Here is a 22,114-nt window from a genome sequence, read left to right as displayed (position 1 = left end):
TTCCTTCCTGGCTCGGGCAGAGTCGGATGTGGCCCGCCATCCGCAGCCTCTTGACCTGCTACAACAGTGCATCGGGGCAGGCCCGGGCGTCCTGTCACCTTGCGGACACCGCAACGGAGGGTTCCACATGAAGTACCTGATGCTGATCTACGGCAACGAGCAGATCTGGGGCAGCCTGCCCGCCGGCGACCTGGCCACGCTGATCGGCGAGGTGGACGCCTTCAACGAGGAACTGCGCGCTCGCGGTGAACTGGTGGACGTGCAGGGGCTGGACGCCCCGGCCCGCTCGGTGCGGATGGCCGGCGACACCCCGGTGGTCACCGACGGGCCGTACCTGGAGGCGAAGGAGTACGTCGGCTCGTACTTCGTGGTCGACGTGGACAGTGAGCAGAGGGCTGTGGAGATCGCCCGGTCGTACCCGGGGTTGCGGTTCGCTCCCGGCGTCGGTGGCGGCATCGAGATGTGGCCGTTGATGATCCGCGACGGGGCCGACCACTGAGCCTCGACGAGGCCGCTGCCGAACTGCTGCGCAGGCTCTCCCCCCAGGTGCTCGGTGTGCTGGTCCGCCGCTACGGCGACTTCAGCGCAGCCGAGGACGCCGTGCAGGAGGCGATCGTCGCCGCTGTCGAAACGTGGCCGCGCGACGGCGTACCGGAGCATCCGGCGGCCTGGTTGCACACCGTGGCCGCCCGCCGCTACGTCGACCACGTACGGTCCGAGGTCGCCCGGGCCCGCCGCGAGCGTACGGTGCTCGACACCACCGGGCGTGACGCGCTTGTCGGGCCGCCGTCGGACGCCGATGTGCCCCGCGACGACCTGCTGGAACTCTTCCTGCTCTGCTGCCATCCGGCGTTGTCGACGAGCGCGCAGGTGGCCCTGACCCTGCGGGCCGTGGGTGGGTTGACCACGGCGGAGATCGCGGCGGCGTTCCTGGTGTCGGAGAAGACCATGAGCCAGCGGATCTTCCGGGCCAAGCAGCGGCTGCGCGAGGTGGGCGCCCGGTTCGAGTTGCCGCCGGAGGCGGAGCAGGCTGCCCGGCTGGCCGCGGTCCGCCAGGTGCTGTACCTGATCTTCAACGAGGGTTACAGCGCCAGCAGCGGCCCGCGGCTGCACCGGCCCGACCTGACCCGGCGGGCGCTGTGGCTGACCCGCCGACTGCACGACCGGCTGCCCGACGACGGGGAGACCACCGGCCTGCTCGCGCTGATGATGCTGACCGAGGCGCGGTCCGCCGCGCGGGTCGGCCCGGACGGCGAGTTGGTGCCGCTGACCGAGCAGGACCGTCGCCGATGGGACCGTGCGGCCATCGCCGAGGGCAGCGCGCTGGTGGAACAGGCCCTGACCACCTCGCCCCCGGGGCCGTACCAGATCCAGTCCGCGATCGCCGCCGTGCACGCCGAGGCGTCGACCACTGAGGAGACCGACTGGCCGCAGGTGCTGGCCCTGTACGAGCTGCTGGAACGCCTGGCACCCAACCCGGTGGCGACCCTGAACCGGGCCGTGGCGGTGGGCATGGTGCACGGGCCGGCCGCTGGGCTGGCCCTGTTGGCGCACCTGGAATCGGGCATCCTCGCCGGGCACCACCGGCTGCACGCCGTCCGCGCGCACCTGCTGGAGCTGGCCGGCGACCGGGCCGCCGCGGCAACGGCCTGGCGGCGGGCGGCGGAGCTCGCCGGCAGCGACCCCGAACGCCGGCACCTGCTCCGCCGGGCTGCCGCCGCACGTGACTCCGGTGGCAGTGCAGGGGTCACCAGGGCTCGGGGATGTTCACCGCCAGGCAGCGCTGGGTCCCGAGGAGAGTCTTGTAGCAGGCGGACGCCTCCAGGTTGTAGCTGTGGTCGTTGCGGTGGAAGGAGGTCGTGCCGCCGTTGAGGCAGGTGCTGCCGCTGACGGTCGTCCCGCCGGTGACCTTCCCGCTGGCGCACGCCCCCTTGGCGACGGCGGTCTTCTCCACCGTGTTCAGCGAGGAACGCAGATCCCCCGCCTGGTGGACGCCGTATCCGATGAGGCGGACGCCGGGTCGGGTGACCGTGTACTGGTACGCCGTGGAGGTGTAGTACGACCAGCTGGCCCCGGTGCCGACGGTGCGCAGCTCCGAATCGGTGGCCGAGCCGGGGATGAACAGGTAGAAACCCTTGTCGTTGGTGTTCGTTCCGTCGATCATCCGGTAGACGATCACCAACAACCCCTGGTCGTAGCTGACCGTGTTGTATGTCAGGTAGCTGCCGTTACCGCAGGTGGTGCGGTCGGCGATGTAGCCGACACCGTACGCGTAGAGCATCACCCGGGCGCAGCGTCCGTCCGCCGCGGTGTCCTCGATGGTGCCGAGCGTGGCCGAGGTGCCGGCGTTGTCGGTGGCGTAGCCGGTCAGGCGTACCCCGGGCAGTGTGCCGGAGTACTGGTAGGCGTTCGGTTGGTAGTAGCTCCACGAGGCCGACCAGCCGGCACCTGAGGGCAGTGCGAGCGCCGGCGCGGCGGGCAGCAGGGCAACAGCGAGCGTGGCGACAAGTGCGGCGGCCAGTGTGGCGGCCGACCGTCGTAGGGACAGCGTCCTCATCGGTTCCTCCGTCTTGAGAGTCACGAGCAGTGGATGTGCCACCGAATGATGACGGTCCATCCGGCGGCGCGAACGTCTCTGTCTCCAGGCAGACAACGGCGTCGCAACGAGGCGCTGAATCGACTCACCCGCAACCTGCCAGTGATTCAGATCACAGCCATGGGCGGTAGTTGGCGTCGGCTCCGCTCCGATCCATCGGCGAGCGGCACCCAGGGCGGGTGCCGCGAGACCGAGAGGAACACAATGACCAAGGTGACCGCGCAGATGTCGGTGTCGCTTGACGGCTTCTACGCCGGCCCTCGGCACGACGGCGACGGTGACTGGCTGCATTCGGCGGAGAGCCACGGCTTCTTCCGGGTGACACGCTGGGCCACCGAGGCGATGTCCTGGCGGGAACGGCAGGGCTTCGCCGGTGGCGCGCAGGACGTCAACTCCGACATCCTCGCCGAGTCGTTCGAGGCGGCCGGCGCGTACGTGATGGGTCGCCGGATGGCCGACGGCGGTGAGGTGCCGTGGGGCGACGAGCCGCCGTTCCGGGCACCGGTCTTCGTGGTCACCCACCGGCCGCGCCCGACGGTGGTGCGCAAGGGCGGCACCAGTTTCACGTACGTCACCGACGGCGTGGCCAGTGCGGTGGAGCAGGCCCGGGCCGCCGCCGGTGGCAGGGACGTGGCGGTTTCCGGGGGCGGCAGCCTGTTCCGGCAGGTCCTGCGGGCCGGTCTGCTCGACGAGTTCGAACTGCACATCGCGCCGGTGGTGCTGGGCACCGGGATGCGGCTGTTCGACGCCGACCTGGACGTGGACGAGTTCGAGGCCATCGAGCTGACCCCGGCCCGCGTCGTGTCGGCACCGCAGATCACCCACATCCGGTACGTGGTGCGCGGGCGTGCTCCCCTCACCCTCGACGACCGGGGCCGTAGCTAGGGGCGGAGTCCTCCGGCGTGGTAGCGCGTCCGGCTGGTTTGCGGCTCGGCGCCTGCTCGGCGACACGGGGCGTCGAGAATGCGCGTCCGCGCCTAGAGTGACGGCAATCGTCGTCCAAGGAGGTGCGGTGTCCGAGCCGCCACCGGTCGAGCCGTCCCCGGATGCCGTCGGGGAATCCCGCGAGGCCCCTGCCCCGACCGTCGCCGTCCCGGCGGATCCCGCCGGGACGGCACCCCGGCTGCTTGTCGTACCGTCGGTCGAGGGGCTGCCGTCCATCGTGTGGCCCGGTCCGACCGACCAACCCGCCTGGGCGATCCCGGTGCAGGTGCCGGCCGGCACCCGGGGCTACGCGATCTTCCTACCGCTGGTGCAGGAAGCCGAGGCCACGACCGCCGCCGCGCCACCCGCCGCGGCGGCGATGCCCGCCCAGCGGACACCGAGCACGATCGCCCCGGTGCCCACGACGCCGAGCACGACCACGCCGGCCGACGCCGGGCCGACGCCCACCGCGTCGCCCGCGCCGACCAGCGCGTCACCGGCCACCACCACACCGTCCACGGCAGCATCGGCTGCTGAAGCACCGCCGGACACTGCGCCAGCCGCGACAGCGTCGGCCGCCACCACCACCGGCCAGTCCCCATCCGGCCAGCCGGCGGGCGGCGGGCGGCCGGTGGCGGTGACGTCGGGTGGGCTTCCGGTCTCGTATCCGCCGCCCGGCCCCGGGTACGCCTTCCGACGGACCCCACCGCCACCGACCTTCTTCCAGCGGGTGTGGCCCGGCCCGACCACGACCGGTCACCTGGCCACCCCACTGGCCGTGCTGGTCGGCGCGCTGGGGGTGGCGGCCTTCGTGCCGTTGGGGCGCACCGGCATCGGCTGGTTCCTCGGTTGGCTGGTGCTCACCGTCGCGGTCGTCGTGGCGGTACGGCAACACACCGCCGAGCTTGCCCGTACCGAACGGTGGGTCCGGGCCGGTTGGGCCGGTGCCGCTCTGGCGCTGCTCGCCGTGCTGGCCTTCCGCAACGCCTGGTGGCTGGTGACCTTCTGCGTGCTTGGCGCACTGGGCTGCGCCGCCCTGGCCATCGTCGGTGGGCAACGGGTGCGGTCGATCCTGTTCAGCCTGGTGGCCGCACCGATCGCCGGGCTGCGCGGGCTGCCCTGGGTACGCCGACACCTGCGCGCGCCCGGCAGCCCCGGCAGCGTACGCCGGGTGGTCGGCTCGGTGGTCGCCACCGTTGTCGTCCTCGTGGTGTTCGGCCCCCTGCTCTCCTCCGCCGACGCCGCGTTCTCGCAGGTCCTCGGCGCGCTGCTGCCCGAGATCAGTGTCAGTGGCGTGTTCCGGTGGCTGTTCCTGGCGGCCGTGGGCGGCCTGATCGCGGTGGCCGCCGTCTACACGCTCGCCGCGCCGCCGGATCTGTCCGGGGTCGACCGGCCCACCGAGCGGCGCGTCGGCCTGCTGGAATGGGCACCACCGATCGCCGCGCTGACCGCCCTGTTCGGCGGCTTCGTGGCGGTGCAGTTCACCGTGCTCTTCGGCGGGCAGCGGCACGTGCTGCGGACCACCGGCCTGAGCTACGCCGAGTACGCCCGCAGCGGCTTCTGGCAGCTGGTCGTGGTGACCGTGCTGACCCTGGCGGTGCTCGGCGGGGTGACCCGTTTCGCCCGCCGGGACCGGCACCTCGACCGGGTGCTGCTGCGGGTCCTGCTCGGCCTGCTCAGCGCCCTGACCGTGGTCATCGTGGTGTCCGCGCTGTCGCGGATGTACACGTACCAGAAGGTCTACAGCTTCACCGGCGAACGGATCTTCGTGATGGCCTTCGAGCTGCTGCTCGGCGCGGTCTTCCTGATGATCCTGGTGGCCGGCGTACGTTGGCGCGGCGGTTGGATCCCCCGGCTGGCCACGGCTCTCGCGGTGGTGCTGCTGCTCGGCCTGGCGGTGCTCAACCCCGAGGACTACGCGGCCCGGCGCAACGTCGCCCGGTACCAGGAGACCGGCCGCATCGACGCCTGGTACCTGCGCGCCCTCTCCGCCGACGCCACGCCCGCCCTGGCCGCCCTGCCCGATCCGGTACGCCGCTGCACGCTCAGCTGGATCGCCGACGACCTGGCCGAACCGGACCCGTGGTACGCCTGGAACCGGGGCCGGGACCGGGCCCGGGAGGTGCTCGACCGGCTGGGGCCCGAGGCGATCGGCAACCAGCGTGACTGCCGCCGCGCCGACCAGTTCGACCTGCCGAAGACCCGCCGTTGATGGAGGTGACACGGGTGCGGACCAGCCGAATCCTGTCGTGGTCGCTCGCCGGCTGCCTGCTCGTCACCTCGGCCGCCTGTTCGACCGATGATGCCGGCCAGGAAGAACCGCGTCCGCCGGTGCCTGCCACGTCCCTGGCCGACCCCGACACCACCGGGTCGGGCCAGGCCGGCGACGCGGTGGTGTCGTGTTCCGCCGCTGTTGAGGCGCTGCGGGAACCACCTGATGGTTACCGCATCGTGGGTGCGGACGTCGCGGTGCCGGACCGGGAGGTGATCGAAGCCCAGGAGTCGGAGAAACCGGATCCGGCGGCCCGGCTGTTCGCCAAATGGGGACTTGTCGTACGCGTCGGTGCCGTGGTCGACCTGCGGGTCGGGCCCGGCTGGGAAGACCGGGCCCGGGTCGGCTGGGGCCGCCCGGTGGTACTAGCGGTGAGCGTTCAGGTGCAGGCCTGTGCCCCCGACGACGACCAGGCCCGGTGGCTGGCCTTCGTCGGCGGCACGTGGGTCGCGCAGCCGACCTGCCTGCCACTGACGATCCGCTCGCAGGGGCGGACGTCACAGGTACGCCTCGGCATCGGCGTTGCCTGCGACAGCTGAGGTCAGCGCCCTGCCAGCGGCTCCATCCGGTTCCACCCGGCCCAGCCGCGCTCGCGCAGCAGGTCCCGTAGCCGCTGCACCCTCGGATCGGACTCCACGGCGAGCACGTCGACGAGGTCCTGTGGCAACTCGTCGGACGCCTCGTCGCGGAGGATCTCGCCGGCGCGGTACGCCTGCTCGGCCAGGCCCACCATGATGTCGGCGACTTCCGCCAGTCGTGGGTCGTCGGTGGCACCCGGCTCGTCGTCGAAGATCTCCGACAGCACCCGGTAGAGCCGGACGACCTGCGGATCGTCGAGCTGCGCGAGCTTGCCGGGCATGAACTCGGCTATCCGCTCGGGCCAGCGGGCGGCGACCAGGATCCAGCCGTCCCGTTCACCCTCCACCACCCGCTCCGACACCCCGATCTCACGGAGCCGATCAAGGTAGGCGGTGACCTCCGGCGGGAGCGTCAGCCGGTCCCCACCGACCAGTTGCGCGATCTGTCTGCGGCTGGCCTCCAGCCGCGCGATCTGGTCGCGCAGCCGCTCGTCGATGGTCCGGACCGCGTCGGCGAAGGCCGACGGGTCGGCGTCGAGCAACTCACCGATGCGGGCCAGCGGCACACCGGCGTTTGCCAGCGTACGGATCTTCACGAGGGACACGACCGCCCTGGCGCTGTAGCGCCGGTAACCGGAGGCGTCCCGGTCCGGCTCGGGCAGCAGCCCGACCTGGTGATAGTGCCGCACCGCGCGCACGGTGACACCGGCGTACGCCGCCAGTTGACCGATCGTCAGCATGCTCTGATCCTGCCCCCTGTCGCCGCCGACTCAGGCGACCTGGCGACGGTAGGTGACGACCGCGAGGACGTAGGCGACGACGAGGATGCCGACACACCAGGCGAGAGCGATCCAGATGTCGGCACCGACCGGCTGCCCGGCGAACAGGTCCCGGATCGCGTCGACGATCGCGGTCACCGGCTGATGCTCGGCGAAGGCGCGGACCGGGCCGGGCATCGACTCGGTGGGCACGAAGGCCGAGCTGACGAAGGGCAGGAACACCAGTGGGTACGCGAATCCGCTCGCGCCGTCCACGGACTTCGCGGTGAGGCCGGGAAGCACGGCGAGCCAGGTCAACGCCAGGGTGAGCAGCACCAGGATGCCGGCGACCGCGAGCCATCCCAGCACCCCCGCACCGGTGCGGAAGCCCACCAGCAGGGCGACGCCGACGACCACCGCCAGCGAGATCAGATTGGCGACCAGCGAGGTCAGGACGTGCGCCCACAGTACGGAGGAGCGGGCGATCGGCATGGACTGGAACCGTTCGACGATGCCGCCCTGCATGTCCAGGAAGAGCCGGAAGGCGGTGTAGGAGATGCCGGAGGCGATCGTGATGACCAGGATGCCGGGCAGCAGGTAGTTCACGTACGACCCGGACCCGGTCTCGATCGCGCCGCCGAAGACGTAGACGAACAGCAGCAGGAAGGCGATCGGCATGATCGCGGTGGTGATGATGGTGTCCGGGCTGCGGGCGATGTGGCGCAGTGAACGGCCCAGCAGGACCGCGGTGTCGCCGAGAAGATGCTTGTTCATCGGTCTGCCTTCTCCGTTTCGGTGCCGACGAGGGCGAGGAAGACGTCTTCCAGGCTGGGCTGCTTCTCGACGTACTCGACCTCGGGTGCGGGGAGCAGCCGCTTGAGCTCGTCGGGGGTCCCGTCGACGATGATCCGACCCTGGTGGAGGATCGCGATCCGGTCGGCGAGTTGCTCCGCCTCGTCGAGATGCTGGGTGGTGAGCAGCACTGTCGTACCGCCTCCGGCGAGTTCCCTGACGGCCTGCCACACCTCGATGCGCGCCTGCGGGTCCAGCCCGGTGGTCGGCTCGTCGAGGAAGATCACCGGCGGGCTGCCGATGAGACTCATCGCGATGTCCAGGCGGCGGCGCATGCCACCGGAGTACGTCGCCACCCGCCGGTTGGCCGCCTCGGTCAGCGAGAAGCGCCGCAGCAGGTCGTCGGCGATCGCGCCCGGATCCGCGAGATGCCGGAGTCGGGCGACCAGAACCAGGTTCTCCCGCCCGGTGAGGATCTCGTCGACGGCCGCGAACTGCCCCGTGAGACTGATCGACTCGCGTACCTGGCCGGCCTGCCCGGCGACGTCGAAGCCGTTGACCTGGGCGGTCCCCGCGTCGGCCCGCAGCAGCGTGGCCAGGATCTTCACCAGGGTGGTCTTACCTGCCCCGTTCGAGCCGAGCAGGGCGAGGATGCTGCCCCGCGCCACGTCGAGATCCACGCCGCGCAGCACCGGCAACTGCTTGAACGACTTCTCCAGATTTCGTACCCGGATCGCCGGCGCTTCGGCCTGACCGGCTGTTTGTGGAATGCTCATGACCGGCAGCATGGAGGGTTGACGCTGCGTCAGGGTCAAGCCCCGTCCGCTGCCCCCTGACAAAGGCTTTCGGCACGTACGGTCCCTGCATGCTCTTCTTCGACGGCGCTGACGGCACCCGCCTCGCCTACCACCAGGTTGGCGACGGTGCCCCGCTGATCTGCCTTCCCGGCGGCCCGATGCAGTCCTCGGCCTACCTCGGTGACCTGGGCGGGATGTCGGCCCATCGCCTGCTCGTACGCCTCGACCTGCGCGGGACCGGTGATTCGGCCATCCCGGCGGACCCGGCGACCTATCGCCTCGACCGACTCGTCGAGGACGTCGAAGCGCTCCGCGCACATCTCGGCCAGGAGCGGATCGACCTGTTGGGGCACTCGGCCGGCGGCGCTCTCGCCGTGCGGTACGCCGCCCGCCACCCCGACCGGGTCGGCCGTCTCGTGCTTGTCACTCCCAGCCCGCGCGTGGTCGACCTGGAGGTCACCGACGCCGACCGTCGCCGGGTCGCGGAACTGCGCCACGGGGAACCCTGGTTCCCTGCCGCCTTCGCCGCCTTCGAGCGGATCTGGTCGGGCGATGCCACCGCGGTCGACTGGCAGGCGATCGAGCCCTTCATGCACGGACGATGGGATGCCGACCTCCGGGCTCGGCTCGACCGAGAGGCGGGTCAGAAGAACGCGGAGGCGGCCGGCATCTACTACTCGGCCGGGGCACTCGACCCGCATGCCACCAGAGCGGACCTCGCCCGCCTCCGGGCACCGGTGCTGCTCGTCGCCGGCGAATACGACGTCGCACTCCCCCCGAGCTGCGCGGCCGCGTACGCCGGCCTGTTTCCACAGGCTGAGGTGGCCGTGCTGCCGGCCGGCGGACACCAGCCCTGGCACGACGATCCGCAGTGGTTTCGACAGACGCTGACAGCGTTCCTGCGCTGACCGATCAGTTCCAGCGTGCGCCCGCGGCGCATCCACTGCCACCGACGTGATTTCGTCGCGGTACTCGACACGCTGCCCGGGTCGACATCCTGGTCAACGCCAGCATCGTCCACAGTCGCTGCTACAGCGCTTCATCGAGCCGGCGGAGATCGCGAACATGGTGGTCTACCTGGCCTCCCCACTGGCGTCGGCGACCACGGGGGCCGCCGTGCGGGTCGACGGCGGTTACGTCGACGCGATTCTGCCCTGACAGCCTCGGATGTCGGCGATCAGGCACCGGGGCGGCGGGCGAGGTTGCCGAGCGCCGAGCGCAGCTCGTCGGGTAGCTCCTTGACCGCGGAGAGGACCTCCACCACGCCGGTACGACGCTCGTTCTGCACGCCGGCCGCACCGGCATCGAAGGGGTACGCGCGGCGCAGCGCCTCGACGTCCCCGTCCGACAGGTCGATGCCGTTGCCGGTGGCGGCGCAGGGGTTCGGGTTCGTGCGGTAGTAGACCGCCGGAAACCGGTAGAGCATGATCGATGCCTGGTCGAACGTGCCGATCAGGGCACCTTCGGCGGGTCGGGGGCGCAGGTTGTGGTCGACCCGATCGCGTGGCCAGCGGTTCGGGTAGCCGGCCAGCATCGTGTAGACACCCGGATACCGCCCCTCGGAGTCCGGGAGGTAGCGGCCCGACTGGTCGGTGGTCGGCAGGTAGCCCGGATCGTCCTCCCAGCGGAACTGCAGCTCGCAGCCACTGAGGGGATGCTGGTGCTCGTGCCGGAAGGCGACCGCGTGCAGGAACTCGTGCCGGACCACCCCCATCCAGTTGGCGGGCCGCTGCACCGGGAAACCGCCCAGGTTCAGTGAGCCCTGGTGGGGGCGACCACCCATCGGTTCGTCGGGCATGCCGATGGTGGCGGTGATCGCATCTCGGCCCAGCAGTGAGTTGAATCCGCGTTGGTCGAAGGAGACCCGGATGTCCGCCCGGTAATCGGCATCCGATCTGGACCAGCTGCGGTATCGGCCGGTCTCCGGGGCGAACCCGAAGTCGAAGCTGATGTTGCAGGTGTCGGTGATCTGACGGGTCGCGATCTCGATGTCGCGGTGCAGCGCAGTGTCGCCGCCGAGGAAGGCCACCCGGATGCGCTCACCGACCGGCCAGCGCACCAGATCGCCGAGAAAATAGGCACGCCCCTCGGGTGCTGCCGCCGCCGCGGCGAACCACCGGTCGCGTACCTCCATGGTCGCCACCACCGAGTCGGGCAGAACGTCGAGAACCGGCTCGATGTCGTTCTCCTGGCCATACATCGGGCTCTCCTCTCACCGTGAGTACGGCAAGTGTCTGCGCCCTGGACAGCAGGTTGACGAAGTTGGACAGCGTCGACCAACCGGACAGCCGCTTTACACCGCGTCCGGTGCTGAGGAACCTATGAGTCAAAGCGAGCTCCTGGCCGGAGGTAGGCGTTGGCGGAGCTGCCCCGACCGGATCTGCCCGACGGCCCCGTCCGGATCCTCTTCGACCACCTGCACGAGCTGCATCACCGCGCAGGGTGGCCCAGCCTGCGCGAGATGGCCAGAGAGGTCGGTTGCAGCCACACCACCATCTCCGCCGCCTTCTCGGAACCGCGGACACCGCGCTGGGGTCTGCTGGAGCTGGTCGTGGAAACGCTCGGCGGCGACACCGGCGAATTTCACCGCCTCTGGCTGGCCGCGAGTCGACCATCAGACAGTCCCGAGACGGGCCTGCCGCCACCCACCGCCGCGCCCCCACCGCGCCCGCCGCAGCCGGCTCCCCCACCCGTGCCACCCCGCGAACTCCCGGCCGACGTGGTCGCCTTCACCGGCCGTGACAGGCAACTGGCAGAGCTGGACGTCCTACTCGCCCGGACCGGTGCCGCACCGGCCCTCACCCTGGTCGCCATCTGTGGCACCGCAGGGGTCGGCAAGACCGCGCTCGGGGTGCACTGGGCACATCGGGTCGCCGACCACTTCCCCGACGGTCAGCTGTACGTCAACCTGCGCGGCTACGATCCCGAGCAGCCGGTACGGGCCACGGAGGCACTGGAGTCCTTTCTGCGCGTGCTGGGAGTGGCCGGCCCGGACATCCCCCACGGGCTGCCCGAACGGGCCGCCCGTTACCGCACGCTGCTGGCCGGCCGGCGGATGATCGTCCTGCTGGACAACGCCCACTCGGTGGAACAGGTCCGTGACCTGCTACCCGGCGCACCGTCCTGCGTCGTCGTGGTGACCAGCCGCGACACCATGCCGGCCCTGGTCGCCCGGCACGGCGCCACGCGCATCAACCTCGACCTGCTCGCACCCGGCGAGGCACACGCGTTGCTGGGCACGCTGATCGGCGATCGGGTGACCACAGAGCCGGCGGCAGCCGAAACCCTTGCCAGCCGGTGCGCCCGGCTACCGTTGGCCCTCCGGATCGCGGCCGAACTGGCCGTGGCCCGGCCCTGGACCTCTCTCACCGAGCTCGCCCAGGAGCTCGACGACGAACCCCGACGGCTCGACCTGCTCGCCGCCGGGGATGACGACCACACCGCCGTACGCGGCGTCTTCTCCTGGTCGCTGCGCCACCTGAGCAAGCCCGCCGCGCACGCCTTCACCCTGCTCGGCCTGCATCCAGGTGCCGGTCTGGACCGCCGCGCGGTCGAGGCGCTCACCGACGTCGACCCCGTCACCGCCCGAAGCCTGATCGACGCGCTGCTGCGCGCCCACCTGCTCGACCAGCCCGGCGGTGACCGCTACGGCATGCACGATCTGCTGCACGCGTACGCCGCCGAGCGGGCCAGCCAACTGGACGACGGCGTCCGCAGAGCAGCATCGGACCGACTGCGCAGTTACTACCTGGCCACGACGTGGGCAGCCATGCGCACGGCGTTTCCCGGCACGGCGCCACCGGACGAGCACACCGATGCGCCCACCCCACCGATCGGGTTCGAGACCGCCGCCGCGGCCCTGACCTGGCTGGACGTCGAGCGGACCAACCTGCTGGCACTGGCCCGCACCGCAACTGACGGAGGCGGTCGGTTCAGCTGCGCGCTGTCGGCGGCCCTCGCGCCGTACCTGGACGCCCGCGCTCACTACCACGACGCCGTGGTGCTGCACGAGTTGGCCCGGGCCGCCGCCCACGTCGACGCCGATCCGCGGGCCGAGGGGCGGGCCTACGCCCGTCTGTGCACCGTGCACCGCCGGCTCGGCAACTACCGGGATGCGGTCGCACACGGTGAGCGGGCGCTGGCCATCCAACGCGAGATCGACGACCGGAGCGGCCTGGGCATCACGCTGCACCAGCTGGGTCTGGCGTACTGGCGGCTGGGGCGCTACGGCACGGCGGTGACCTGCATCGAGCAGGCCCTGGCGCACTTCCGCGAGCACGATGACCACGGTGGGGAGGCCGCCGCCGCGTACGGCCTGGGAATCGCCAAGTTCCAGCTCGGGGAGTACGCCGCCGCCCGCGCGCAGCACGAGCGTGCGCTGGACATCTTCCGGCGCATCGGCGACCGCACCGGTGAGGGCCGCACCCACAACAACCTCGGTCTGGTCGCGCAGCGGCTCGACCGACCGGCACAGGCCCGGGAACACTACGTCACGGCGCTGGGCATCGCCCGTGAGGTCGGCAACCGGACCGGCGAGGCGGTCGCACTCATCAATCTGGCCGACCTGGACGTGCAGGACGGTGAGCTGGCCGTTGCACGGCACCGCTACGAGGCAGCGCTGGGGCTCGGTCGGCACCTCGGATACCGGGTGGGGCAGGCCGACGCGCTACGCGGGCTCGGTGTGGTCCTCGGCGAGCTGGGTCAGCACGAAGAGTCAGTGGACCATCTGGTGAACGCGGTCGCCCTCTGTCAGGATCTCGGCGAACACGAGACGCAGGTTCGCGCGCTGCTCGACCTCGGTCACGCGGTCCGTCGGGCCGGACGGCCGGCCGAGGCCGCCACCCACTATCGCCTGGCACTCGTGCTCAGCAGCGAGTCCGGTGACCGGCACGCACAGGCCAGAGCGCGGGAGGCGCTCGCCGAACTGCGACCGGGCATTGACCCCGCACCGCAGCCACCAGCCACCGGCGTACCGGAGCACCGACGACCGGGATGAGCGGTAGGCCCTGCCAGACGCTAACGTCGTCTCCCCTGCCCCTGACGATCCGGCTCGACTATCGGTTACGCAGCAGTTCCCACGCGGCCGGCAGCATGGCGGCTACGACCGCCAGCCACACCAGGAAGATCACGAACTTGACGACCCCGGCCAGGAAGCCCCCCGACCTCGTCGGCTGCGGGTGGCGCTGGTGATACGTCTGGCCCATCTGATGCGCGGCGCGAAACTGTTCCGCGGCGCGCTGCGCGGCGTCGTTGCCATGCTGCATGGCTGACCGGTGCGCGTCGTGTGCCGCGCTCGCAGACTGCTGGGCGGACTGCTGCGCATTCGTCCACGGTTGCATCGATGATCGCCTCCTCCGTGATCCCGCAAGGTGCCGTGACCAACAGGATCGGCCGCGCCCAGAGGCGCTTGACGGATCGGGACAGAAGTGGACGGCAGAATTCGACGCAACTGGTCCGCCGACGCCGCCCGGACCGCATCCGGCACGTCAGCGACGGCACGCACGGAACAACAACACGGCCGTCCGCTGGCGCTACTCCTTCGCCGGCAAGCCGTCAAACCACCGCCGGGACGACGCGGGCACCAACAACAGGCCAACGAGAGCCGACGCACCCAACATCTGCAGCAGCCCTAACACATCCGTCCTGGTGATCGCGACGACACCGAACACCACGCTGGCGGTCGCGAAGACTGTTGTCCAAAACCGGGCCCGCCCGCTACCACGCCACAGGCCGTACGCCAACGCCGGCAGAAGAACTACCCCGATCAACCCGGTGGCCACGGACGGACCACCCGAAAACAGCATCGTCACCGCGAGCACGGCCGCCACAAGCAGAATCCCCGAGGCGGCGGCAACCGGCACAGGAACACGTCGCTGACCTTGCTCGATCATCGGCACATGGTAGACACCGTTCACCCGGTCCACCAGGTCGGTCGATGCCGGCCGCACCAGCCACACCTGGTTGGCCCCGGTGCGCTCCAGCCCCTCCCGCCAACGGCGTCAGGAGCGGTAGACACAGCGCCTACCCGGCGTTCTTCGCCGCCCGGGCGCGAGCCGACCTGCCGGCCGCCCAAGTGGAGGTCCAGGTGGTGCGGAGTGGGATATCTCGGGTGGATGCCGGGGCGACGCCATGGCGGTCCGCTCGGGGGGCCAGGACTTGACCAAGGTCGCTGGCACGTGCGGCCAAGCAGGCTAAACTAATCCCTTAGCTAAGCAAGGGGGTGCGCCATGTCGGCTGAGGCTGTGCACTACAACATGCATGACGCCAAGACCCATCTGTCGCGCATCATCGAACGGGTGGAACGCGGCGAGGAGATCATCATCGACCGGGCGGGCACCCCGGTGGCGAAGGTCGTACCCCTGGTCCGGCGGGCCAACCGCACCGCTGTCGGCTCCCTCGCCGGCCAACTGGACCTCTCCGGTGACTGGGACTCACCACAGACCAACGCCGAGATCGCCGACGACTTCGGCATCGGCGCATGAACCTGCCATCGCATCACCGCGATCCCTTCGACCGCATGCTGGTGGCACAGGCGATCACCGAGGGGCTGACCCTCGCTTCCCGCGACGCGTCGATTGCGCTGTACGACGTGGACGTCCTCACGGTGTGATCGCACAGGTGGTCCGCGCCTGATGGCGCGAGAGGGCCAGTGTCAACTCACCGACTGGCCGCCCCTCCCAATCCGAGCGGCGACGGCTGCTCAGCCCTGACACAGGTTACGGCCTGCAGCTCCGCGGGTTGGACCCCTCCGTTCAGGTATCCGTTGCGGTGGGGCGGGCGGGACTCGAACCCGCGACCGAGGGATTATGAGTCCCCTGCTCTAACCGGCTGAGCTACCGCCCCGGCACTGGGGCCGGAGTGATCCCGCCCCTGTCGATCACCGGCCGCTCATACCGGCGTCGCCCTCCGCCTCAGCAGCACGATGGGCAACGCGAGAATACAGCGGGCAGCCGGGAAAACTGATCCCGCCCCGCCCACGGGCCACACCAGCACCGTCGATGCAGCTGGCGCCCTGGTAGCGACGGGGTACAGACATCTCGGCGGCCCGGAAAAGGCGAATGCCCACCGGGTAGCCGGTGGGCATGTCGTGCTGGAGAAGCAAGCTCCCCCGTTTGGACTCGAACCAAAAACCTGCCGGTTAACAGCCGGCTGCTCTGCCAATTGAGCTACGGGGGACTGCACAGCCGCCCGGTGCGGATCTCTCCGCGCCGTGCGCCGGGCACAAGAGTACAGGACTCCGGGGGGTCTTGGTCCAGGGGGTTACCCTCCTGATCATCGGACCGGCCGATCGGATTGTGTGGGACAAATCGCCATCGGGGCACAAGGAGGTATGAGCAGAGAGCAGGATGGGTAGTTAGCTGCCGACGACAGGACGCAGGCGCGAACTGGTCGGCCCCGCCCTCGGGATCGGGGGTGGGTCGACGGCGCGTCAGGTACGAGAGGAGCCGCCATGCGCGGAAAGATCATGTTCCTTGGCGGGCTGGCTGCAGGGTTCGTCCTGGGCGCCCGTGCCGGCCGTGAGAAGTACGAGGAGTTGATGGTCCAGGGCCGCAAGGTGCTCGACCACCCGACCGTCCAGGAGGCGGCCGGGGTCGCCCAGGCCCAGGCCAGCCGGCTCTACCACGAGGGCAAGGACAAGCTCGGCCACTCCAAGCTGGGCGAGAAGCTGCACCAGAACGGCAAGCACGGGCCCACCGCTGCCGACGACGCCTTCGCCGGCACGCCGGCCACGGCCGGCGCCAAGCCCGGCCCCAGCTCGTCGGGGTCGACCGCCGGATCGACGACGTCGACCACGGCCCGCAGCAAGCCGTCCGGCACCAACGGCACGAACCTGTAGCAACCCTTCAGCCGGGCCCTGTCGCCAGTGTGGCGGTCGGGCCCGGCTGTTGTGTGTGCACCTCAGGCAAAGTGTCCAGCCTCGCGGTAACTTCCGCCTTTATTGGACAAAAGTGGCACCGCGTGTGCCGGGACGGAGCTGACCGATCAGAGCGAGGTTCGATGCACAGACCGTTGGGCCGCAGGGCCCTCACCTATCTGAGTCTCCTCACCCTCGTCGGCGCGACACTCGTCGCGACCGACACCCGCAGAGCACGCCAGCGCAAGCCGCGCCGGTGACCGGCGAGGTGACATCGACAAACAACGGCATCCAGTACGTGTTCACCACCGTTGCCGGCGGCCCGGCCAGCGGCTTCGGCAGCCTCAACTGGGTGCAGTTCAACCTGTGCCGGCACCGCTCGCGGTGACGACTTCCCACCCGGGGCCGCATCCGGTGACGGATGCGGCCCTGCCTCGCTACAGGCTGGAAACACCTCCATGGAAGACTTTGGGACGGGAGGTGTTGGGGATGACGCTCGTCCGCCCAGAGAATCCGCAGCAGGCGAGGCTGGTCCGGCTGTTGCGCGACGACGGCCCCCGCTCCCGGGTGGAGTTGGGTGACATCCTCGGGTTGTCCCGCTCGACGCTCACCACCGAGTTGGATCGGCTCGTCGCCCGCGGGCTGGTCGAGACCGCCGGGCAGGCCGCCTCCCGGGGCGGACGCCGGTCGTCGTTGCTGCGCCTCGCCGGCCGGGTGCGTTTCGCCAGCGTCGTCGTGGCGGCCGACCGGATCAACGTGGCGCTGACCGACGGTGAGCTCAACGTGCTGGCCGAGACCGGTGAACCGGCGGACGTTCGGGGCGGGCCGGAACCGGTGATCGCCCGCGCCGTCGAACTGGTCGACAAGCTTCGCGCCGAACTCGGCGTCGCCGAACTCACCGGGGTCGGCATCGCGCTGCCCGGGCCGGTCGACGGCGGCACCTCGGTCGCGCCGGCCGTGCTGCCCGGCTGGCAGCGGTTCCCGGTCCGGGACGCGTTCGCCACCGAGTTGGGCTGTCCGGCGCTCGTCGACAACGACGCGAACGTGCTCGCCCTCGGTGAGCAGCACGCCGGCATCGGCCGTACCTTCGACGACTTCCTCTACCTGAAGCTCGGCACCGCGATCGGCTGCGGCCTGGTGCTCAGTGGTTCGCTCTACCGGGGGGCTACGAGCAGCGCCGGTGACATCGCCCACCTGCCGCTCGGTGAGGACGGGCCGGTCTGCGCCTGCGGCGAGTTCGGCTGCCTGGAGGCGTACTGCGGTGACGCGGGGCTGATCCGGGCGGCGTCGGCGGCTGCCCGCGGTGGCCGGTCGGAGTTGCTGGCGGCCCGGCTGGCCGAGACGGGCACGCTCACCGTGCCGGACATCGCCTCGGCGGCGACCGCCGGTGATCCCGCCGCCCAGGCGCTGGTCCGCGACGCGGCCCGCCGGGTGGGGCGGGTACTCGTCGGCCTGGTCAGCTTCTTCAACCCGGGCATCGTGGTGATCGGCGGGGCACCGGACGGGCTCGGGCACATCCTGCTCTCCGAGATCCGCGGCGTGGTCTACCGCCGGTCCGCGCCGCTGGCCACCGGGACGATGCCGGTGGTCCTCTCCGACCTGGCCGACCGGGCCGCCCTGGTGGGCGCGGCCCGCCTGGCCAGCGATTACGTCTTCACCTCCGGCTGACGGCCGCAGCGCGGGTTCCCGGTGGCGCCGCCCCGGAACTCGCGCCCCCATCGGGGTACGCCCCGCGGGGCCCGGTGGTCGCCGGGCCCCACGGGTTGTCTCAGTCCTTGCTGCTGAACGCCGCGTCGAAGGCGGCGGAGGGGGCGTCGAAGGCGAGCCGGCGCACGAACTGCAGCGCCTCGGGGGCACCGACCAGGCGGTCCATGCCGGCGTCCTCCCACTCGATCGAGATCGGCCCGTCGTAGCCGATCGCGTTGAGCGCCCGGAAGCAGTCCTCCCACGGCACGTCGCCGTGACCGGTGGAGACGAAGTCCCAGCCGCGCCGCAGGTCGGCCCAGGGCAGGTGCGAGGAGAGCCGGCCGCGCCGGCCGTCACCGGTACGCACCTTCGCGTCCTTGCAGTCGACGTGGTAGATCCGGTCGGCGAAGTCGAAGATGAAGTTGACCGGGTCCAGCTCCTGCCAGACGAAGTGCGACGGGTCCCAGTTCAGGCCGAAGGCGGGCCGGTGGTCGATCGCCTCCAGGGTCCGCTTGGTGGTGTAGTAGTCGTAGGCGATCTCGCTCGGGTGCACCTCGTGGGCGAATCGCACCCCGACCTCGTCGAAGACGTCGAGGATCGGGTTCCACCGGTCGGCGAAGTCCTGGTAGCCGCGCTCGATCATCGACGGCGGCACCGGCGGGAACATCGCCAGGGTGTGCCAGATCGACGAGCCGGTGAAGCCGACGACGGTGTTGACGCCGAGCTTGGCCGCCGCGCGGGCGGTGTCCTTGATTTCCTCGGCGGCCCGCTGGCGTACGCCTTCGGGCTCGCCGTCGCCCCAGATCCGGGCGGGCAGGATGCCCTGGTGCCGCTCGTCGATCGGGTGGTCGCAGACCGCCTGGCCGACCAGGTGGTTGGAGATCGTGAAGACCTGGAGGTTGTGCTTGGCCAGCGTCTCGCGCTTGCGCTCGATGTACGAGTCGTCCGCGAGGGCCTTGTCGACCTCGAAGTGGTCGCCCCAGCAGGCCAGTTCCAGGCCGTCGTAGCCCCACTCGGCGGCGAGCCGGCACACCTCGTCGAACGGAAGGTCGGCCCACTGGCCGGTGAACAGCGTGATCGGTCGCGCCATCTGTCCTTTTCCCCTGTCGTGGTGTTGGGGATTCCGTGACTGCGGGACCGGGGCGAGGGATGCCGGAGACGGCGGCCTCGACGGTGTGCCGGTGGGCGTGTTCACGCCTGGGGCCGACGGGTTGCGCCTCCCGTCGGCTCACCGGCCACCTCGCGGTCGCCGCCTTCACTCTAGGCCCGTCACCCGCGCCGCAAAAGGCCCTGCCGTTTGCCGGTGTTAAGAGGGGCCCCTTGTACCACGCCAGGCGTTAACAAGGGGCCCTTCCTTACCTCGTTACGGGAGAATCCAGCGCTGGTTGGCGTTGGTGTGGCAGGTCCACAGGTGCACCGCCTGACCGTCGGCGGAGCTGTTGTTCGACACGTCCAGGCACTTGCCCGTCTGCGGGTTGCGCAGGGTGCCGTTCGACTGCGCCGACCAGTTCTGCGCGCCGCCGCCGTTGCACGTCCACAGCTGGATCTTGGTGCCGTCCGCGGAGGCACCGCCGTTGACGTCCAGGCACTTGCCCAACGCCCGGATCGTCGAGTTCGGCGTCACCGTCCAGGTCTGCGCCGCACTGCCGTTGCAGGTGAGGATCTGGATCTGCGTACCGTCCGCCGACGAACCGTTGCGCACGTCGAGGCACTTGCCGCCCAGCCCGGTGATCGGGCCGGTGCCGCCGGTGCTGCCGCCGCCCCGGACCAGGGTGAAGTCGTCGACGTCGAACAGGCTGCCACCCGAACCGGTGAAGGTCAGGTAGACGTTGCGGGTGCCGGACGGGACGTTCGACAGCGGGGCGCTGACGTCGACGAAGGTGTTCCAGTTGCCGGTGTTCGGCGCCGACACCGACCCGAGCACGGCGCCGGTGGTCGAGCCGGTACGCACCTGGATGGTTCCGCCGGGGCCGGCGGAGGCGATCCGGGCCCGCAACGAGGTGACGCCGGTCAGGTCCAGGTTGTTGTACGCCGCCCAGTCACCCGGATCGATGTAGCCCAGCACCTGGCCGCCGTTGGCACCGGTCTTGCCGACCACGGTCACCCCGTTGGCCGAGCTGTACGCCTCGGCCTGCACCGTCGTGTTGCTGCCCGGCGGCGGGTTCGTGCCGCCCAGTTCCTTGATCCGGATGTTGCGGAACGAGACGTCGTCGCCCGTACCGTGATTCTGGATGCCGATGTGGCCGGCGAGCGAGCGGACCGGGTCGGTGTTGGTGAAGTCGTTGATCTTCACCCCGTTGAGGAACACCTGCAGGCGCTCCCCCTCCACAAGCAGTTCGTAGGTGTTCCACTCCCCCGCCGGGTTCAGCGCGGCGTCGCGGGCGGCGAGGTCGGCGGACTTGAAGCCGTACACCGCTCCGGTGGTGCGGTCGGCGGTGTCGGTGGGGTCGATCTGCACCTCGTAGCCGTTGTTGATGGCCGAGTTCGGGTCGCTCGACGGCGGGAAGCCGATGAACACCCCCGAGTTGTCGTCTCCGGCGATCCGCCAGTCCAGCTTGAGCGAGTAGTTGGTGAACTGCTTCGCGCTGTACCAGTACAGGCCCATCCCGCCGGTGGAGCTGAGGGTGGCGTCGGAGTTGGTGAAGCTGCCCGGGCCGGCCTGCGACCAGCCGGTGGTCGAGCCGTTGTAGAGCGTGGTGTAGCCGGTCTCGGCCCGGCAGTCGGCCTTGGTGCGGCCGGCCGCGTACCGGATGCCGCCGAGCAGGTGCGCCCGGAAGGCCGGCTCGGAGTACGACGCCTGGGTGTGCCCGGCCCCGGTGTAGAAGGACCGACCTCCGGCGTACGTCTTGCACCAGGCGATCGGGTGGTCGGCCCCCATCACCCCGCCGGAGTACGACGACTCGTCGAGGTTGGCCAGGATGCGGGCGCCCGGGCGGGGGTTGGCCTGGAAGTCGTACCACTCGTCGGTGCGGGTCCAGGTCTGCGGCAGGTGGGCGGTGGCCGCGTGGGCGCGGTTCTCCACCCGGACGGTGGCCTGCGCGATGGCCGGGTGGGAGCGGAAGTACGCCCCGACCAGGTTGCCGTAGAAGGACCAGCCGTACTCGGTGTCGGCGGCGGCGTGCACACCCACGTAGCCGCCACCGGAACCGATGTACGACTCGAAGGCGGTCTGCTGGCTGGCGTTGAGCACGTCGCCTGTGGTGTTGAGGAAGACCACTGCCTCGTACTGGGCGAGATTGCCGGTGGTGAAGACACCGGCGTCCTCGGTGGCGGTGACCGTGAAGCTGTTGGCCGCGCCCAGGTCGCGGATGGTCTGGGTGCCCACCGCGATGGAGTCGTGGCGGAAGCCGGCGGTCTTGGAGAAGACCAGCACGTCGTACGGGGTGTCGGCGGCGCTGGCCGGGGTGGCCGGGGCGGTGCAGGCGATCACGGCGAGGGCCGCGGTGGCCACGCCGAGAACGGGGCGGAGCAGTCTGCGCATGTCGCTCTCCCAAACGGTCGTCGTGTTAGGAGGGGCCCCTTGTACAACGCTAGGCGTTAACAAGGGGCCCTTCCTTTCAGCTACGGAAGGATCCAGCGCTGGTTGGCGTTGGTGTGGCAGGTCCACAGGTGCACCGCCTGGCCGTCGGCCGAACTGTTGTTCGACACGTCCAGGCACTTACCGGAGTTCGGATTACGCAACGTGCCGTTCGACTGCGCCGACCAGACCTGGGCGACGCCGCCGTTGCACGTCCACAGCTGGATCTTCGTGCCGTCCGCCGAGGCGGCGGCGTTGACGTCCAGGCACTTGCCCAACGCCCGGATCGTCGAGTTCGGCGTCACCGTCCAGGTCTGCGCCGCACTGCCGTTGCAGGTG

At 70.5% G+C, this 22,114-nt stretch carries 21 protein-coding genes, 2 tRNA genes and 1 pseudogene; 13 read left to right on the top strand and 11 right to left on the bottom strand.

Annotation, left to right across the window (positions count from 1 at the left end; translation table 11 throughout):
- Positions 1 to 127: 127 nt before the first annotated feature.
- From C1A38_RS24010 to C1A38_RS23990, 5 genes are all read left to right on the top strand, one after another.
- On the top strand, positions 128 to 499 hold the full coding sequence (locus tag C1A38_RS24010; RefSeq protein WP_102659994.1) for a YciI family protein: 372 nt from the start codon (positions 128 to 130) through the stop codon (positions 497 to 499).
- Entirely contained in the window at positions 463 to 1,872 is a 1,410-nt protein-coding gene (locus tag C1A38_RS24005) for an RNA polymerase sigma factor (protein ID WP_233196993.1), read from the top strand. The genes C1A38_RS24010 and C1A38_RS24005 overlap by 37 nt, the downstream gene beginning before the upstream one ends.
- Positions 1,873 to 2,800: 928 nt before the next feature.
- Positions 2,801 to 3,481, top strand: a complete 681-nt coding sequence (locus C1A38_RS24000; RefSeq protein WP_102659993.1) for a dihydrofolate reductase family protein — start codon at positions 2,801 to 2,803, stop codon at positions 3,479 to 3,481.
- Between the two features lie 127 nt (positions 3,482 to 3,608).
- On the top strand, positions 3,609 to 5,732 hold the full coding sequence (locus C1A38_RS23995; protein ID WP_102659992.1) for a DUF4153 domain-containing protein: 2,124 nt from the start codon (positions 3,609 to 3,611) through the stop codon (positions 5,730 to 5,732).
- A gap of 14 nt (positions 5,733 to 5,746) precedes the next feature.
- Positions 5,747 to 6,331, top strand: a complete 585-nt coding sequence (locus C1A38_RS23990) for a hypothetical protein (RefSeq protein ID WP_146017622.1) — start codon at positions 5,747 to 5,749, stop codon at positions 6,329 to 6,331.
- Positions 6,332 to 6,333: 2 nt separating this feature from the next.
- Here C1A38_RS23990 and C1A38_RS23985 read toward each other — a convergent pair whose 3' ends face one another.
- The 3 genes from C1A38_RS23985 to C1A38_RS23975 are packed head-to-tail and all read right to left on the bottom strand — an operon-like array spanning position 6,334 to position 8,696.
- Positions 6,334 to 7,110 (bottom strand): MerR family transcriptional regulator, encoded by a 777-nt coding sequence (locus C1A38_RS23985; RefSeq protein ID WP_102659990.1) that lies wholly within the window; start codon positions 7,108 to 7,110, stop codon positions 6,334 to 6,336.
- A 30-nt stretch (positions 7,111 to 7,140) separates the two neighbouring features.
- Complete coding sequence (locus C1A38_RS23980; protein ID WP_102659989.1) at positions 7,141 to 7,902, bottom strand: ABC transporter permease; 762 nt, start codon at positions 7,900 to 7,902, stop codon at positions 7,141 to 7,143.
- Positions 7,899 to 8,696, bottom strand: a complete 798-nt coding sequence (locus C1A38_RS23975; RefSeq protein ID WP_199180313.1) for an ABC transporter ATP-binding protein — start codon at positions 8,694 to 8,696, stop codon at positions 7,899 to 7,901. The genes C1A38_RS23980 and C1A38_RS23975 overlap by 4 nt, the downstream gene beginning before the upstream one ends.
- An 89-nt stretch (positions 8,697 to 8,785) precedes the next feature.
- Between C1A38_RS23975 and C1A38_RS23970 the strand changes: the two genes are divergently transcribed.
- Entirely contained in the window at positions 8,786 to 9,625 is an 840-nt protein-coding gene (locus tag C1A38_RS23970) for an alpha/beta fold hydrolase (protein WP_102659987.1), read from the top strand.
- A 46-nt stretch (positions 9,626 to 9,671) separates the two neighbouring features.
- Complete coding sequence (locus C1A38_RS23965; protein WP_233196992.1) at positions 9,672 to 9,875, top strand: SDR family oxidoreductase; 204 nt, start codon at positions 9,672 to 9,674, stop codon at positions 9,873 to 9,875.
- Positions 9,876 to 9,894: 19 nt separating this feature from the next.
- Here the strand turns inward: C1A38_RS23965 and C1A38_RS23960 are convergent, their stop codons facing one another.
- Complete coding sequence (locus C1A38_RS23960) at positions 9,895 to 10,917, bottom strand: zinc metalloprotease (RefSeq protein ID WP_102659986.1); 1,023 nt, start codon at positions 10,915 to 10,917, stop codon at positions 9,895 to 9,897.
- 156 nt (positions 10,918 to 11,073) lie between these two features.
- Here C1A38_RS23960 and C1A38_RS23955 point away from each other — a divergent pair, with 156 nt between their 5' ends.
- Positions 11,074 to 13,713, top strand: coding sequence for an ATP-binding protein (locus C1A38_RS23955; protein ID WP_102659985.1), 2,640 nt, complete (start codon positions 11,074 to 11,076; stop codon positions 13,711 to 13,713).
- Between the two features lie 58 nt (positions 13,714 to 13,771).
- Here C1A38_RS23955 and C1A38_RS23950 read toward each other — a convergent pair whose 3' ends face one another.
- Positions 13,772 to 14,056: a hypothetical protein gene (locus tag C1A38_RS23950; protein ID WP_146017621.1), complete on the bottom strand. Its 285-nt coding sequence runs from the start codon at positions 14,054 to 14,056 to the stop codon at positions 13,772 to 13,774.
- A 192-nt stretch (positions 14,057 to 14,248) separates the two neighbouring features.
- Complete coding sequence (locus C1A38_RS23945) at positions 14,249 to 14,665, bottom strand: hypothetical protein (protein WP_146017620.1); 417 nt, start codon at positions 14,663 to 14,665, stop codon at positions 14,249 to 14,251.
- A gap of 279 nt (positions 14,666 to 14,944) precedes the next feature.
- Between C1A38_RS23945 and C1A38_RS23940 the strand changes: the two genes are divergently transcribed.
- Entirely contained in the window at positions 14,945 to 15,199 is a 255-nt protein-coding gene (locus C1A38_RS23940) for a type II toxin-antitoxin system Phd/YefM family antitoxin (protein ID WP_102659982.1), read from the top strand.
- A 2-nt stretch (positions 15,200 to 15,201) separates the two neighbouring features.
- Positions 15,202 to 15,327 (top strand): annotated as a pseudogene (locus tag C1A38_RS32000) (PIN domain nuclease); the annotation flags it as partial.
- A 159-nt stretch (positions 15,328 to 15,486) separates the two neighbouring features.
- Here the strand turns inward: C1A38_RS32000 and C1A38_RS23930 are convergent.
- Together C1A38_RS23930 and C1A38_RS23925 are read right to left on the bottom strand one after the other, a co-directional pair.
- A tRNA-Ile gene (locus C1A38_RS23930) sits at positions 15,487 to 15,560 on the bottom strand.
- 260 nt (positions 15,561 to 15,820) lie between these two features.
- Positions 15,821 to 15,893, bottom strand: a tRNA-Asn gene (locus C1A38_RS23925).
- 274 nt (positions 15,894 to 16,167) lie between these two features.
- On the opposite strand from C1A38_RS23925, the gene C1A38_RS23920 reads away from it, so the two are divergent.
- The 3 genes from C1A38_RS23920 (at position 16,168) to C1A38_RS23915 (ending at position 18,240) form a co-directional block, all read left to right on the top strand.
- The gene (locus C1A38_RS23920) at positions 16,168 to 16,554 is read left to right on the top strand and encodes a hypothetical protein (RefSeq protein ID WP_102659980.1); all 387 of its coding nucleotides are present in this window, start codon (positions 16,168 to 16,170) and stop codon (positions 16,552 to 16,554) included.
- A gap of 274 nt (positions 16,555 to 16,828) precedes the next feature.
- A complete protein-coding gene (locus C1A38_RS32240) occupies positions 16,829 to 16,960 on the top strand; it encodes a hypothetical protein (RefSeq protein WP_286047549.1) in 132 nt (43 codons plus the stop codon).
- A gap of 101 nt (positions 16,961 to 17,061) precedes the next feature.
- A complete protein-coding gene (locus tag C1A38_RS23915; protein ID WP_102659979.1) occupies positions 17,062 to 18,240 on the top strand; it encodes an ROK family transcriptional regulator in 1,179 nt (392 codons plus the stop codon).
- Positions 18,241 to 18,340: 100 nt separating this feature from the next.
- On the opposite strand, the gene C1A38_RS23910 is transcribed toward C1A38_RS23915, so the two are convergent.
- The 3 genes from C1A38_RS23910 to C1A38_RS23900 form a co-directional block, all read right to left on the bottom strand.
- Positions 18,341 to 19,348, bottom strand: coding sequence for a sugar phosphate isomerase/epimerase family protein (locus C1A38_RS23910; protein ID WP_102659978.1), 1,008 nt, complete (start codon positions 19,346 to 19,348; stop codon positions 18,341 to 18,343).
- Between the two features lie 273 nt (positions 19,349 to 19,621).
- Entirely contained in the window at positions 19,622 to 21,739 is a 2,118-nt protein-coding gene (locus C1A38_RS23905) for a ThuA domain-containing protein (RefSeq protein ID WP_102659977.1), read from the bottom strand.
- A gap of 80 nt (positions 21,740 to 21,819) precedes the next feature.
- A partial coding sequence (locus C1A38_RS23900; RefSeq protein WP_146017619.1) for an RICIN domain-containing protein occupies positions 21,820 to 22,114 on the bottom strand: 295 nt, incomplete at its 5' end.

The sequence above is a fragment of the Verrucosispora sp. ts21 genome (assembly GCF_002879555.1).
GTDB lineage: Bacteria > Actinomycetota > Actinomycetes > Mycobacteriales > Micromonosporaceae > Micromonospora > Micromonospora gifhornensis.
The sequence above is the reverse complement of the archived record's forward strand: the minus strand, read 5'-3'. Positions and strand labels throughout refer to the sequence as shown.